10 protein-coding genes and 1 tRNA gene are annotated in these 14,884 nt (G+C 66.0%); 8 read left to right on the top strand and 3 right to left on the bottom strand.

The window, feature by feature from the left end; genetic code table 11:
* Positions 1 to 67 precede the first annotated feature (67 nt).
* Positions 68 to 1,939 (top strand): ATP-dependent zinc metalloprotease FtsH, encoded by a 1,872-nt coding sequence (gene ftsH / locus ACN2C8_RS17375; protein WP_419253282.1) that lies wholly within the window; start codon positions 68 to 70, stop codon positions 1,937 to 1,939.
* A gap of 84 nt (positions 1,940 to 2,023) precedes the next feature.
* Positions 2,024 to 2,842: a dihydropteroate synthase gene (gene folP / locus ACN2C8_RS17370; RefSeq protein WP_419253281.1), complete on the top strand. Its 819-nt coding sequence runs from the start codon at positions 2,024 to 2,026 to the stop codon at positions 2,840 to 2,842.
* A 966-nt stretch (positions 2,843 to 3,808) separates the two neighbouring features.
* Here the strand turns inward: folP and gltB are convergent.
* Both gltB and ACN2C8_RS17360 read right to left on the bottom strand, forming a co-directional pair.
* Positions 3,809 to 8,326 (bottom strand): glutamate synthase large subunit, encoded by a 4,518-nt coding sequence (gene gltB, locus ACN2C8_RS17365; RefSeq protein ID WP_419253280.1) that lies wholly within the window; start codon positions 8,324 to 8,326, stop codon positions 3,809 to 3,811.
* A 5-nt stretch (positions 8,327 to 8,331) separates the two neighbouring features.
* Complete coding sequence (locus ACN2C8_RS17360) at positions 8,332 to 9,780, bottom strand: NAD(P)-dependent oxidoreductase (protein WP_419253279.1); 1,449 nt, start codon at positions 9,778 to 9,780, stop codon at positions 8,332 to 8,334.
* Between the two features lie 233 nt (positions 9,781 to 10,013).
* Here ACN2C8_RS17360 and ACN2C8_RS17355 point away from each other — a divergent pair, with 233 nt between their 5' ends.
* Entirely contained in the window at positions 10,014 to 10,814 is an 801-nt protein-coding gene (locus tag ACN2C8_RS17355; protein WP_419253278.1) for an undecaprenyl-diphosphate phosphatase, read from the top strand.
* Between the two features lie 78 nt (positions 10,815 to 10,892).
* On the opposite strand, the gene ACN2C8_RS17350 is transcribed toward ACN2C8_RS17355, so the two are convergent.
* Positions 10,893 to 11,858: a complex I NDUFA9 subunit family protein gene (locus tag ACN2C8_RS17350; protein WP_419253277.1), complete on the bottom strand. Its 966-nt coding sequence runs from the start codon at positions 11,856 to 11,858 to the stop codon at positions 10,893 to 10,895.
* Positions 11,859 to 12,002: 144 nt separating this feature from the next.
* Between ACN2C8_RS17350 and ACN2C8_RS17345 the strand changes: the two genes are divergently transcribed.
* The 5 genes from ACN2C8_RS17345 (at position 12,003) to lptB (ending at position 14,862) form a co-directional block, all read left to right on the top strand.
* Positions 12,003 to 12,089 (top strand) — tRNA-Leu (locus ACN2C8_RS17345).
* 159 nt (positions 12,090 to 12,248) lie between these two features.
* Positions 12,249 to 12,866, top strand: coding sequence for a ribonuclease D (locus tag ACN2C8_RS17340; protein ID WP_419253276.1), 618 nt, complete (start codon positions 12,249 to 12,251; stop codon positions 12,864 to 12,866).
* Between the two features lie 2 nt (positions 12,867 to 12,868).
* Positions 12,869 to 13,489 carry an LPS export ABC transporter periplasmic protein LptC gene (gene lptC / locus ACN2C8_RS17335; RefSeq protein ID WP_419253275.1) on the top strand — a complete coding sequence of 207 codons (621 nt, stop codon included), beginning with the start codon at positions 12,869 to 12,871 and terminating at the stop codon, positions 13,487 to 13,489.
* A gap of 46 nt (positions 13,490 to 13,535) precedes the next feature.
* Positions 13,536 to 14,084, top strand: coding sequence for an LptA/OstA family protein (locus ACN2C8_RS17330; protein WP_419253274.1), 549 nt, complete (start codon positions 13,536 to 13,538; stop codon positions 14,082 to 14,084).
* A 16-nt stretch (positions 14,085 to 14,100) separates the two neighbouring features.
* Positions 14,101 to 14,862: an LPS export ABC transporter ATP-binding protein gene (gene lptB, locus ACN2C8_RS17325; RefSeq protein WP_419255912.1), complete on the top strand. Its 762-nt coding sequence runs from the start codon at positions 14,101 to 14,103 to the stop codon at positions 14,860 to 14,862.
* Positions 14,863 to 14,884 lie beyond the last annotated feature (22 nt).

The following is a 14,884-nucleotide window of genomic DNA, read 5'->3' as shown; positions in this document are numbered from 1 at the left end:
CGTGGCGCAAGCGCTTGCGACCCCCTATCTTGGGATGTCGAAGGCTATCGTTGGGAAGACGACGGGTATGAATTTCAGGAATCTGGCCATCTGGCTGGTGATCGTTGCGGTGCTGGTCGGCGTCTTTGTCGTCAACCAGACCTCACACACCCAGGCTGGCGGCGAAATCAGCTATTCGCAGCTTCTGCGCAAGGTGGACGCCGGCGAAATCAAGTCGGCCGAGATCGCCGGCCCGATCGTGGCGGCCAAGGACGGCTCGGGCAATGTGCTCACCGTCAACGCGCCGAACAATTCGGACGAACTGGTCAATCGCCTCGTGGCGAGGGGCGCGGACGTCAAGTTCAAGGGTGGCGGCATCAGCGTGCTGGCCATCCTGGTCAACCTGCTGCCGATCATTCTGGTGATCGGCGTCTGGGTGTTTTTCATGCGCCAGATGCAGGGTGGGGCCAAGGGCGCCATGGGCTTTGGTAAGTCCAAGGCCCGGCTGCTGACCGAGAACAAGAACAAGGTGATCTTCGACGACGTCGCCGGCGTCGACGAGGCCAAGGAAGAACTGCAGGAGATCGTCGATTTCCTGAAGGATCCGGCCAAGTTCCAGCGCCTGGGCGGCAAGATCCCCAAGGGGGCCCTGCTGATCGGCCCTCCCGGCACCGGCAAGACCCTGATCGCCCGCGCCGTCGCCGGTGAGGCGGGCGTGCCGTTCTTCACGATCTCGGGCTCCGACTTCGTCGAGATGTTCGTCGGCGTCGGCGCCAGCCGCGTGCGCGACATGTTCGAGCAGGCCAAGAAGAACGCCCCCTGCATCATCTTCATCGACGAAATCGACGCCGTCGGTCGCCATCGCGGCGCCGGCCTGGGCGGCGGTAACGACGAGCGCGAGCAGACCCTCAACCAGCTGCTGGTCGAGATGGACGGCTTCGAGGCCAATGAAGGCATCATCCTGATCGCGGCGACCAACCGTCCCGACGTTCTGGACCCGGCCCTGCTGCGTCCCGGCCGTTTCGACCGTCAGGTCGTGGTGCCCAATCCCGATGTCGCCGGTCGCGAGAAGATCATCCGCGTCCACATGAAGAACGTTCCCCTGGCCGCCGATGTCGACGTGCGCACCCTGGCGCGCGGCACCCCCGGCTTCTCGGGCGCGGATCTGGCCAATCTGGTCAATGAGGCGGCCCTGACGGCGGCCCGCAAGGAGCGTCGCATGGTCACCATGCACGACTTCGAGCACGCCAAGGACAAGGTCATGATGGGCGCCGAGCGTCGCTCGATGGCCATGAGCGAGGACGAGAAGAAGCTGACGGCCTATCACGAGGGCGGTCACGCCCTGGTGGCCCTGCGCGTTCCCGTCGCCGATCCGGTCCACAAGGCCACCATCGTGCCGCGCGGCCGGGCCCTGGGCATGGTCATGCAGCTTCCCGAAGGCGACCGCTACTCGATGAGCTTCGACATGATGACCTCGCGCCTGGCCATCATGATGGCCGGCCGGGTAGCTGAGGAACTGATCTTCGGCAAGGAGAAGATCACCTCGGGCGCCTCCAGCGACATCAGCGCCGCCACCGGTCTGGCCCGCAACATGGTCACCCGCTGGGGCTTCTCCGACAAGCTGGGCACCGTGGCCTATGGCGACAACCAGGACGAAGTGTTCCTGGGTCACTCTGTGGCTCGCACCCAGAACGTCTCGCCCGAGACCATGATTACGATCGACGCCGAGGTCCGCCGCCTGGTCAAGACCGGCGAGGACGAGGCGCGCCGGATCCTGACCGAGGACCTGGACAAGCTGCATGCGGTCGCCAAGGCCCTGCTGGAGTTCGAAACCCTGAGCGGCGACGAGATCATCGGCGTCATGAAGGGCGTCCAGCCCAACCGGAAAGACGAAGACGAAAAGAAGCCGGCCCTGCCGATGTCATCGGTGCCGATCTCGCCCACGGGCGTCACGGCGTAAGGCCGTCTTCAGACGACACGGAAAAGCCGGTCCCTCGCGGGGCCGGCTTTTTCTTTGCGGCGTCCAAGGCCTACAACACCATCCATGACCGTCAGCTCCGCTCGGCCCCGCCTCATGGGCATCGTCAATGTCACCCCCGACAGCTTTTCCGATGGCGGCCGGTTCCTGGACCACGCCTCGGCCCTGGCCCATGCCCGCCAGCTGATCGCCGACGGCGCCGACATCCTCGATATCGGCGGCGAGTCGACCCGGCCCGGCGCCGCGCCGGTGACGCAAGCCGACGAGCTGGCCCGGGTGATCCCGCTGATCGAGGCGATCCGCGCCGATAGCGACGTGGCGATCTCGATCGACACCATGAAGCCGGCCGTCGCCCGCGCCGCCATCGCGGCCGGGGCCACGATCTGGAACGACGTCGCCGCCCTGCGCTTCGTCCCCTATGCGCCCCAGGTCGCCGCCGAACTGGGCTGCGAGGTCGTGCTGATGCACATGCTGGGTCAGCCGGGCACCATGCAGGACGCGCCGGTCTATGACGACGTGGTCGCGCAGGTCGAAGCCTTCCTGCTGGCCCGCGCCGACGCCGCCGTAGCGGCCGGGGTGGAGCGAGAGAAGATCTGGCTGGATCCCGGCATCGGCTTTGGCAAGACGCTTGCCCACAACCTGTCCCTGCTGGCCGCCCTGCCCCGCCTGGTCGCCCTGGGCTACCCGGTGCTGCTGGGCGCCAGCCGCAAGCGCTTCATCGCCGCCGTCGACCCCTTGGGCGAGGCCGCCGGGGCGCGTCTGGGCGGCTCGCTCGCGGCCCACCTGGCCGGCGCAGCGGCCGGCGTAGCGGCGGTGCGGGCCCACGACGTGCGGGAGATGGCGCAGGCGCTCGCGGTGTGGGAGGCGGTGAGGGCGGTGTCGTGAGGGGAAACTGCGGATGTTTTGAAGGTCGGCTAAGGGTGGATAGCGGACCTCGGAACCCCTCTCTCTATGAGAGACCTTTCCAGTCCGGCGATCGTCTCGCCGTGAGATTTAAGGAAGGCTCCCTTCGACGCGAAGGGGGGGGCGGGGCGTCTGATTGAAACCTTCTCCCAAAGGGAGAAGGAGGGGCCCGCGCCGCAGGCGTGGGAGGATGAGGGGTTTGCGAAGCCCGTCCGGACAGGGCAGGGCCTTCGGGCGCCAGGACGGCCAGCGGTGTAACCCCTCACCCTCCCACGCAAGCGTGGGTCCCTCCCTCTCCCTCTGGGAGAGGGCTGGGCGTACGGGGATGCGCCGCTCTATATCCCCGTAGTTTCAAGAACAAACCTCAGCCCAATCAACTACTTGTAAAATAGTTGATCGCGCCAATCAGACGCGCTCAAACCGCCCGCATACTTATCTCACCCCGAGGCAAGGGAAGGGACGTCGGCCGGCGACCTGATGGGCTTTGGGGGGTGGTCGAGCGGGGCGTGTTCCGTCGGCTGTCGCTCTGGGCCCTGTTCGCCCGGTTTGCGAGGCGTGGCCTGTCCCTCCAGGGAAGGCGGGCGCCTCGGATCGGGCTTCAGGATCAATCCCTCTGCGGCGAGCTGGAGGCGCGCAACAGGCACGGGCTGAAATCGCTCGTGCGGTCCAGGGTGCGCCAACATCCTGCCCGTCGGGGGCCTAACGTCGGAAGCGGGTTAAAACCCCGCGCCCCGAGGGCTCACCGGATAACGGCCGCGCGGAGCGTCTGTCTTCGTCGAAACGGAATTCACTACTCCATCCTCCGGGCGAGGCCCGGACGCTCCGCGACCCTTCCCACTCACTCGGCGGTTTCCGCGCGAGGCTGCAAAGCCGTGTCCGCCAGACTTGCCCCCTATGGGGGAGGAGCGCGAAGCGCGGAGGAGGCGAGTCCTCCGCGCCCGGAAACACCTAAGCCGCGACCTCTTCCGCCACCAGCGGCTGGGGCAGACGGTTGACCATCTCCTTGGGACAGACCTGCCAGAACAGGTCGCGTACCCGGTCCCAGTCGCGCAGCAAGGACCCTGCGAAGGCCGAGTCCGTCTCGCGGGCGTGTTCGGCCACCAGGGAGCGCAGGACGCCTTCCCAATAGGGCGACGCCAGGCGCTGGACGACGATGCTTTCGGGATTGGTGTTGGCTTCGAACCGGCCGTGCTGGTCGAGAACGAAGGCCATGCCGCCGGTCATGCCAGCCCCGAAATTGCCGCCCGTCGGACCCAGGATCACCACCTGGCCGCCGGTCATGTACTCGCAGCCATTGGCCCCGCAGCCCTCGACCACCGTGGTGGCGCCCGAGTTGCGGACCGCGAAGCGCTCACCGGCCTGACCGGCGGCGAACAGCCGGCCCGAGGTGGCGCCAAACAGCACGGTGTTGCCGAGCAGGGCGTTGCTTTCCGGGGCCGCCAGGGTGCGCGAAGGCTTGATGACAATGGTCGCGCCCGACAGGCCCTTGCCGACATAGTCGTTGGCCTCGCCGGTCAGTTCGATCCGCAGGCCCTGGACCGCGAAGGCCCCCAGGCTCTGGCCGGCCGAGCCCTTGAGCTGGACGGTCAGGTGGCCGGCGGGCAGGCCCTTCATGCCGAACTTGCGCACGATGTGGCTGGAGGTGCGGGCGCCGATCGAGCGTGCCGTGCTGCGGACCGTATAGGTCAGCTGCATCTTCTCGCCGCGTTCCAGCAGGGGCGCGGCGTCGCGGACGATCTGGGCGTCGAGGGTGTCGGGCACCTCGTTGCGGCCGACCACGGTGTTGTAGGGCTTGTTGTTGCCCGGATCGGCGCGAACCAGCAGGGGGTTGAGGTCGAGGTCGTCGAGGTGTTCGCCGCCGCGGCTGACCTGGGCCAGCAGGTCTGTGCGACCAACGATGTCCTGCAGGCTTTTGAAGCCCAGTCCGGCCAGGATCTCGCGGACCTCTTCAGCGATGAAGCTGAACAGGTTGATGACCTTTTCCGGCGTGCCGGTGAACTTGGCGCGCAGGGCCTCGTCCTGGGTGCAGACGCCGACCGGGCAGGTGTTGGAGTGGCACTGGCGCACCATGATGCAGCCCATGGCCACCAGCGAGGCGGTGCCGATGCCGAACTCCTCGGCGCCCAGCATGGCGGCGATGACGATGTCGCGACCCGTGCGCATGCCGCCGTCGGCCCGCAGGACCACGGAGTGGCGCAGATTGTTGAGGGTCAGAACCTGGTTGGCTTCCGACAGGCCCATCTCCCACGGACCGCCGGCGTATTTCACCGAGGTCTGGGGCGAGGCGCCCGTGCCGCCGACGCCGCCGGCCACCAGGATCACGTCCGCTTTGGCTTTCGCAACGCCGGCTGCGATTGCGCCGATGCCGGTCATGGCCACCAGCTTGACCGTCACCCGGGCGATCGGGTTGATCTGCTTGAGGTCATAGATCAGCTGGGCCAGGTCCTCGATCGAGTAGATGTCGTGGTGCGGCGGCGGGCTGATCAGCATGACGCCGGGCGTCGCATGGCGAAGCCTTGCGATCATCTCGGTCACCTTGAAGCCGGGCAGCTGGCCGCCCTCGCCGGGCTTGGCGCCCTGGGCGACCTTGATCTCCAGCTCGACGCACTGGTTGAGATATTCGGCGGTGACGCCGAAACGCCCCGAGGCCACCTGCTTGATGGCGCTGTTGGGATTGTCGCCGTTGGGCAACGGCTTGTAGCGGGCGCTGTCCTCGCCGCCCTCGCCCGAGACCGACTTGGCCCCGATGCGGTTCATGGCGATGTTGAGCATGCCGTGGGCTTCTGGGCCCAGGGCCCCCAGGCTCATGCCGGGCGTCACGAAGCGCTTGCGGATCTCGTTGACGCTCTCGACGTCGTCGGTGGAGATCGGGTTGCGGTCCGAGCGCCAGTCCAGCAGGTCGCGGAGCTGGATCGGCTTTTGGGTGCGCAGGCCGTTGGACCAGCGGCGATACAGCTCATAGTCGCCGGTGTCGCAGGCGCTCTGCAGGGTGTGGATCAGCCGCGCCTCAAAGGCGTGGGCCTCGCCCGACTTGCGCAGCTTGTAGAGACCGCCGACCGGCAGGGTGACGGCGGCGCTGTCCCAGGCCTTGCGGTGCAGCTCGACCGCCTTGCTCTCGACGCCGGCCAGGCCGATGCCGGAGATGCGCGAGGGCATGCCGGGGAAGAACTCGGCGGCCAGGGCCCGCGACAGGCCGACGGCTTCGAAATTGTAGCCGCCGCGATAGGACGAGATGACGCTGATACCCATCTTGGAGATGATCTTCAGCAGGCCCGCCTCGATGGCGCCCTTGAAGTTCAGGCAGGCGTCCTTGAGCGACTTGTCGCCGAGCAGGCCGCGCTCCAGGCGATCCTGGAAGCTTTCCTGGGCCAGATAGGCATTGACCGCCGTGGCGCCCACGCCGACCAGCACCGCGAAATAGTGGGTGTCCAGGCACTCGGCCGAGCGGACGATGATCGAGACGTAGGAGCGCAGGCCCTTGCCCACCAGGTGGCTGTGGACGCCGCCGGTGGCCAGGATCATCGGCAGGGCGACCCGGTCCTCGCGGCTGTTCTCGTCCGTCAGCACAATGGCCCCGCAGCCGCGCAGCACGGCGTCCTCGGCCTCGGCCCGGATGCGGTCGAGATTGGCGCGCAGGGCGTCGCCGGCCCGGGCCTCGGGGGCGGGCAGGGGCATGGTGCAGTCGATGACAACGACGTTCTTCTCGCCCAGCAGGCCCTGGATACGCTCGTACATGCCGGTGGTCAGGACCGGGCTCTGCAGCACATAGACATCGGCCTGGGCAGCGTCCTGGGCGAGAATGTTGCCCAGGTTCTTGAACCGGGTCTTCAGGCTCATCACGTTGGTTTCCCGCAGCGGATCGATCGGCGGGTTGGTCACCTGGCTGAAGTTCTGGCGGAAGAAGTGGCTTAGCGGTCGGTACTTTTCCGACAGCACGGCCAGCGGGCTGTCGTCGCCCATCGAGCCGACGGCTTCCTTGCCGTCCTCGACCATGGGGGCCAGGACCATTTCCAGGTCTTCAAGGCTGAAGCCGGCGGCGGCCTGACGACGGGTCAGTTCCTCGCGACCGTATTTGCGCGGCTCGGGACCCGGGCCGATCTCCTTTTCGAGATCGACCATGTTGCCCAGCCATTGCGTATAGGGGTGGCGGCCGGCCAGTTCGTCGATGATCTCGTCTTCGCCATAGAGGCGGCCTTCGAGCAGGTCGATGGCGATCATCCGGCCCGGCGCGATGGCCAGCTTGCGGGTGATACGGCTCTCGGCCACGCCGCACATGCCGGCTTCCGAACCCATGATCACCAGACCATCGTCGGTATAGGCGACGCGGAGCGGACGCAGGCCCGAGCGGTCCTTGCCGGCCACGACCCAGCGGCCGTCGGTGGCGCACAGGGCGGCGGGGCCGTCCCACGGCTCCATCACCGCGTTGCAGTAGCTGTAGAGCGCCTGATGGGAGTCGCTCAGGCTGGGGCCCGAGGCTTCCGGCACCAGCAGGGCCTTGGCCATCGGCGCGTCGCGGCCGGCGCGGACCAGCACTTCGAAGGTGTTGTCGAGGCTGGCGCTGTCCGAACCACCCGGCTGGATCACCGGTTTGACGTCATCCCCGAACTCGCCGAAGGCCTGGGCGGCCATCTTGATCTCGTGGGACTTCATCCAGTTGATGTTGCCCTTGATGGTGTTGATCTCGCCGTTGTGGGCGAGCATCCGGAAGGGCTGGGCCAGGCGCCATTCGGGGAAGGTGTTGGTCGAATAGCGCTGGTGGAAGATCGCCACATTGGCGGCGAAGCGCTCGTCCTTGAGGTCCGGGTAGAACTCGTCGATGGCCTCGGCCAGGAACATGCCCTTGTAGATCAGCGACTTGGCCGACAGCGAGCAGATGTAGAAGCCCGACAGATTCTGGGCGTGGACGCGCTTTTCGATGCGCTTGCGGCACAGGAACAGGGCGCGCTCCAGCGGCTCGCCTTCCAGGCCGGCCGGAGCGGCCAGCATGATCTGCTCGATTTCCGGACGGGTGGCGTTGGCCTTTTCGCCGATCACGGCGGTGTTCACCGGCACCTGCCGCCAGCCATAGATGTAGAAGCCAAAGCGCAGGGCCTCGGCCTCGACGATCGTGCGGCAGGCCTCCTGGGCCCCCAGATCAGTGCGCGGCAGAAAGATCTGGCCCACGGCGATGGCCCCGGCCCGCAGGGCGTGGCCCGTGCGGCGCACCTGGTCGGTGAAGAAGTCCTGCGGGACCGACAACAGGATACCCGCGCCGTCGCCGGTCTTGCCGTCGGCGTCGACCGCGCCCCGGTGCCAGAGGGCTTTCAGGGCCTTGATGGCCAGCTCGACCACTTCGCGGCGCGGCGTGCCGTCGATGGCGCAGACCAGGCCAACGCCGCAGGCGTCGCGCTCGGTGGTGGGGTCATAGGCGTGACCGTCGATCAGGCGCTGGCGGTTGGCCAGATAGTGCTGGATGTCTTGGCTCATGATCTTCACTCCGCCGCGATCAGCGCCGGAGCGCCGACCTTGGACTTCAGATAGCGGTGCATGGCGTCGGCGGCGTCGCGACCGTCCTTGATCGCCCAGACCACGAGGGAGGCGCCGCGCACGATGTCGCCGGCGGCGAACACGCCGTCCAGATTGGTCATCTGGTGGCGGACATCAGCCTTCACCGTGCCCCAGCGGGTGGTCTTCAGGTCCGGGGCTGAGAACTTTTCCGGCAGGTTTTCAGGTTCGAAGCCCAAGGCCTTGACCACCAGCTGAGCCGGACGATCGAAATCGCCGCCCTCGATCTCCTCCGGCGACTGACGACCCGACGCGTCCGGGGCGCCCAGGCGCATGCGGATGGCGCGTACGCCGGTGACGGCGTCAGCGTCGCCGCTCAGCGCGCGGGGGGCGGCCAGCCATTCGAACGTCACGCCTTCTTCCTCGGCATTGGCCACTTCGCGCAGGGAGCCGGGCATATTGGCCTTGTCGCGGCGATAGAGGCAGGTGACCGAGGTCGCGCCCTGGCGGATGGCGGTGCGGACGCAGTCCATGGCGGTGTCGCCGCCGCCGACCACGACCACGTCCTTGCCCTCGGCGTTCAGCGCGCCGTTTTCATAGTCGGTGACAGTGTCGCCAAGATCGGTGCGGTTGGAGGCGATCAGATAGTCGAGCGCCGGCACCACGCCCTGGCTGCCGGAACCCGGGACCACTAGGTCGCGCGCGGCATAGACGCCGGTGGCGATCAGTACGGCGTCGTGCTTTTCGCGCAGGTCTCCCAGCGACGCGTCGCGGCCGACCTCGAAGTTCATCCGAAATTCCACGCCGCCGTCGGCGAGGCGCGACGTGCGGCGCTGGACGACGTCCTTTTCCAGCTTGAAGCCGGGGATGCCATAGATCAGCAGACCGCCGGCGCGGTCGTGGCGGTCATAGACCACGACCTCATGGCCCTGCTCGCGCAGCATCTCGGCTGCGGCCAGGCCCGCAGGCCCCGCGCCGATGATCCCGACCGACTGGCCGGTGGCCGGGCCGGAGACCAGAGGCTTTACCCAGCCCATCTCCCAGGCCTTGTCGGTGAGATAGCGCTCGACCGAGCCGATCGTCACCGTGCCGTGACCCGACTGCTCTATGACGCAGTTGCCTTCGCAGAGACGATCCTGCGGGCAGATTCTACCGCAGACTTCCGGCATCGAATTGGTGGCCTGCGACAGCTGGTAGGCTTCTTCGAGACGGCCCTCAGCGGTCATCCGGAGCCAGTCGGGGATGTTGTTTTGCAGGGGGCAGTGGGTCTGGCAGAACGGAACGCCACATTGCGAGCAACGCGAGGCCTGCTCGGTGGCTTTCGCATCGATGAAGTCGGCGTAGATCTCGTGGAAGTCGCCAGAACGGTCGTCCGCCGCACGCTTTTCAGGCGTCTTGCGAGCCACCGTGGTGAATTTCAGCATGCGCTCGGCCATGCGACTTCCCTCATCCCGTCTTCGGGAGAAAAATTGCGTAGAGCGGCCTCATACGGACTCTTTGGGGCAAGAAGAATGCGATAGTAAAAATAATTGACGGTTATATCCGCATATTGCCGCTGGCCCTTGCGATCACTTCGCAGCAAGCCGCACTATTAGTCTACTTTGTGGATTAACGACATGTTTACCCCGTCAGGCGCACGCCGGGGGCCTGCTTTCTTGAGGGACTGCCGATGCCGGATTGGCTGATCGCGATCGTGCTGGGCCTGATCGAAGGGCTTACAGAGTTCATTCCGGTGTCTTCCACCGGCCATCTGCTGCTGGTGGGACATTTCCTGGGCTTCCACAGTCCGGGCAACACCTTCCAGGTGCTGATTCAGCTGGGCGCGATCCTGGCCATTACCGGGGTCTATTTCGGGCGACTGTGGGGGCTGCTGACCTCGGCGCCGACCAATCCCGGCTCGCGCCGCTTCATCCTGGGCGTGTTTCTGGCCTTCCTGCCGGCGGTCTTTGTCGGCGTACTGGCCCACGACTTCATCAAGACGGTCCTCTACGAGTCGCCACTGCTGGTCTGCATCACTCTCATCACCGGGGGCTTCGCCCTGCTGGCGCTGGACCGCATGAAGTTCGAGCCTCAACACACCGACGTGGTCGACTATCCGCTGAAGACGGCCTTCATCATCGGCCTGTTCCAGTGCCTGGCCCTTGTGCCGGGCGTCTCGCGCTCGGGCGCCACCATCGCCGGCGCCCTGCTGCTGAAGTGCGACAAGCGCTCGGCCGCCGAGTTCAGCTTCTTCCTGGCCATGCCGACCATGGCCGGGGCCTTCGCCTATGATCTCTACAAGAACATCGACAAGCTCAGCACCAACGACCTGGGCCTGATCGGCCTTGGCTTCCTGGCGGCCCTGATCTCCGGCGTCTTTGTGGTCAAGACCGTGCTGGACTTCATCACACGCCACGGCTTTGCGCCGTTCGCCTGGTGGCGGATCGCCGTGGGCGTTGTGGGGCTGGGGTTGCTGTACATCCCGCGCTGATCTCGTAGCAGCGCAGGGTCAAAAGAAAAGGGCGGACACTGCAGTGTCCGCCCTTGTTCGTTCCGGCCTGACCAGCCTCTAGAACGCCCCCTCTGGCGTGGGCGCGTACTGTCCGCCCTTGCGATAGCGGTAGAGGTAGGACGGCACGATGGCCTCGATGCTGGTCGGGACGACGCCGGCCTCGGCCAGGCCCGGCAGGCCGTGATCGGCGACATTGTCGCTCTTCAGCATCTCGACCTGGTCGCTGGTGATGGGCGGGGCGATCGGCAGGATGCCGGCCATCACGTCGCCGACCTGGCCCAGCAAGGACGCGGCGAACCACGGAATGGGCAGCAGCAGACGGTCGCGGCCGGTCTCGGTCAGGATCAGCTGCAGGATCTCACGCATCGTATAGACGCCGGGACCGCCCAGCTCATAGGTCACGCCCTCGGCGGCCGGGCTGCTGGCCGCCTGGGCGATCACGGCGGCCACGTCGCCGACAAACACCGGCTGGAAGCGGGTCTCGCCGCCGACCAGCGGCAGGGCAGGGCTCATGGCGGCCATCTGGCCAAACTTGTTGAAGAAGTTGTCCTCGGGACCAAACACCACCGACGGGCGGACGACCACTGCGCCGGGGAATACGGCGCGAACGGCTTCTTCGCCCTCGGCCTTGGTGCGGGCGTACTTGGCCTCGGAGTTGGCGTCGGCGCCGATGGCGCTGATCTGCACGAAGCGGACGACACCGGCCGTCTTGGCGCACTCGGCGATGGTTTTGGCGCCCATCACGTGGACGGCCTGAAATTTCTGACGGCCGGACTCGTAGAGCAGGCCGACCAGATTGACGCAGGCCTCAGCGCCCTCCAGGGCCCGCGTCACCGAGGCGACGTTGCGGACATTGGCCTGGACGACCTCGATCTGGCCGACATCGCCCAGCATGCGCATCTTGTAAGCCAGGTTGGGCTGACGCACCGCCACACGAACGCGGTGGCCCGCCTTGGCGAGCTGCCGCACGACCTGGCTGCCGACGAAGCCGGAGCCGCCGAACACCGTGACCAGACCCTGCATTTTCAATCCCCGTCGCTTGCGATGACGCGGGGGATAGACGACCGCGAGGGGCTTCGCAACGAAATGCGCGATTTGGCGATTGACGGCGCCAAAAGCTTTCCCTAAACGTCCCGGCCTCGCGGCGATCCACGGATTGCTCTGCGGGCCCAGGTGGCGGAATTGGTAGACGCGCTGGCTTCAGGTGCCAGTGACTGAAAGGTCGTGGAGGTTCGAGTCCTCTCCTGGGCACCACCCCCTACCAACCTTCGAAAGAAGGTCGGGGTGGCGCCGATAGATCCTTGCGAATAGATATCTCTTTCATCGTGATTATAGTGTCGTGCGTACCTGTTCGGGCGCGCGAGCCTCGGCGACGTCTGTCGCTCAGGCGTGTCGCCGGAGAGCTCTGAAACCTTGACCAATTTTGTCCATGTGGGCGACCTGCCCGACGATGCCTTTGCCGGCGCGACCGTAGTCGCGATCGATTCGGAAACTATGGGCCTGCGCCTGGGTCGCGACCCGCTGTGCGTCGTGCAGTTGTCGAGCGGCGACGGTGACGCCCATTTGGTCCAGCTGGACCGTAGCAGCTACGACGCGCCCAATCTGAAGCGCCTGCTGACCGATCCGAAGATCCTGAAGCTCTTCCACTTCGGCCGCTTCGATATCGCCATGTTCCTGCTGCATCTGGGCGTGATGACCGCGCCCGTCTACTGCACCAAGATCGCTTCCAAGCTCGCCCGCACCTATACTGACCGTCATGGCCTCAAGGACGTGACGCGCGAACTGATGGCCGTGGAGCTGTCCAAGGCCCAGCAAAGCTCGGACTGGGGCGCAGCGACGCTGAGCCCCGAACAGGTTGCCTATGCAGCGTCTGACGTGCTGCACCTGCACGGCCTGCGCGACAAGCTCAACGCCATGCTGGTGCGCGAGGGCCGCATGGCCCTGGCCCAGGCTTGCTTCGACTTTCTGCCCCACCGCGCCGCCCTCGATCTGGCGGGTTGGGAAGACGTCGACATCTTCGCGCACACCTAGGGATGACCGCAGCCGCGACCATGACTGGACGGTCGATCGCCCGGGATCTGGGGCAGTGGCGCCGGCGCTCGCGCCGGGTGCGTCTGATGCGCGTGGTGCTGCCGGCGACGATCGCCGTGATCCTGATCGGCGTGGGTGGCCAGGTCGCCTGGCGCTCGATGCGCGCTGCGGCCCGACCGCCCGCCGAGGCCAAGACCCAGATCCGCATGATCGCGCCACGCTTCTACGGACAGTCCGGCGATGGTCGCAGCTTCATGATCACCGCGCACTCGGCTGTGCGCGACGATAACGACATGCAGAACGTCCGGCTGGAATCCCCCACCCTGACCCTCGGCTTCGACGAACCCCAGCCCAGCCGGGTGACGGCCAAGTCAGGGATCTATCGCGAAGACACGATGAAACTGTCCCTGAGCGGCGATGTTCGCATCGACGATGGCGCGGGCTATCGCTTCGCTTCAGAAGAGGCAGTCGTAGACACCAAGACTGGAAACATCAGCGGCGAGACGGCCATGCTGGGTGAAGGTCCGACGGGACAGGTGAAATCCAACGCCTACACCTTATATGACAAGGGTGATCGGGTCGTTTTCAGGGGTGGGGTTCGCACCCGGCTCGAACGGAAGTAAGTAGAGGCGCGCGGCATGGCCGTGCTTCGAAGATAAGGACTCTGACTTGATCCAGCGTTGGATGGCAGCGGCGACGGCGACCGCACTGATCCTGGCGAGCGGCTCGGCCTTCGCCCAGAGCATCAACGACTCCAGCGCGCCCGTGGATATATCCGCGGACGAGCAGGAGAACATCAACAGCCAGTGCCGCACGATCTTCCGCGGCAATGTCGAGATGCTGCAGGACAAGAGCCGGCTGCGGGCCAGCGTGGTCAACGCCTACTCCACCCGCAAGCCCGGGGCCCAGGCCGGTTCGAACGCCTGCGGCGATGTCGACCACGTGGAAGCCGAAGGCGACGTCTATTTCGTCAATCAGGACCAGACAGTCCGGGGCGACCGCGCCGTGTTCACCTATTCCAACGACACCATCGTGATCACCGGCAATGTCATCGTCGTGCGCGGCCAGGACGTTGCGCGGGGCGACCGCATGACGGTCAACACCAAGACCAACGACGTGAAGCTGGAATCCAACGTCAAGGGCCGGGGCAAGACCGGGCGCGTGCGCTCGGTGATCTATCCCGAAAAGTCCCAGACCCCGGCTCCGGCTAACCGCTAGGCTCGCTCGAATGAAGATGACGACCCTTGGCGGTTCAGATCGCCCTGAAGCGAACGGCCTGTTCGTTGACGCCATCGGCAAGTCGTTCGGCGACCGCCCTGTGGTCAAGAGCGTGTCGCTGCGTCTCAAGCGCGGCGAAGTGGCCGGCCTGCTGGGCCCCAACGGGGCGGGCAAGACCACCTGCTTCTACATGATCACCGGCCTGATCGCCGCCGACTACGGCTCGATCTATCTGGACGGCGAGGACATCACCGCCCAGCCCATGTTCCAGCGCGCGCGCCTCGGCGTCGGCTATCTGCCGCAGGAAGCCTCGATCTTCCGGGGCATGACCGTCGAGCAGAATGTCATGGCCGTGGTCGAGATGCGCGAGAAGAACCAGCGCGCTGCGGCCGAGACCGTGACCAACATCCTGGAAGAACTGCGGATCACCCATATCCGGAAGTCGCCGGCCGTGGCCCTGTCGGGCGGCGAGCGACGTCGGGTGGAAATCGCCCGGGCCCTGGCCAGCGAGCCGTCGTTCATGCTGCTGGATGAACCCTTCGCCGGTATCGACCCTCTGGCCATCGCCGATATCCGCGAGGTCATCGGCTATCTGAAGAAGCGCGGCATCGGCATTCTGATCACCGACCACAATGTCCGCGAGACGCTGGATATCATCGATCGCGCGTCAATCATTCACGCCGGCGAGGTGCTGTTCGAGGGTTCCCCTAAGGAAATCATCGAGGACCCGGAAGTCCGCCGCGTTTATCTGGGCGATCATTTCGCCGAACGTGTCTAGAAAATAGTCCCAATTGTAGAAT

The sequence above is a fragment of the Caulobacter sp. ErkDOM-C genome (assembly GCF_048541825.1).
GTDB lineage: Bacteria > Pseudomonadota > Alphaproteobacteria > Caulobacterales > Caulobacteraceae > Caulobacter.
The sequence above is the reverse complement of the archived record's forward strand: the minus strand, read 5'-3'. Positions and strand labels throughout refer to the sequence as shown.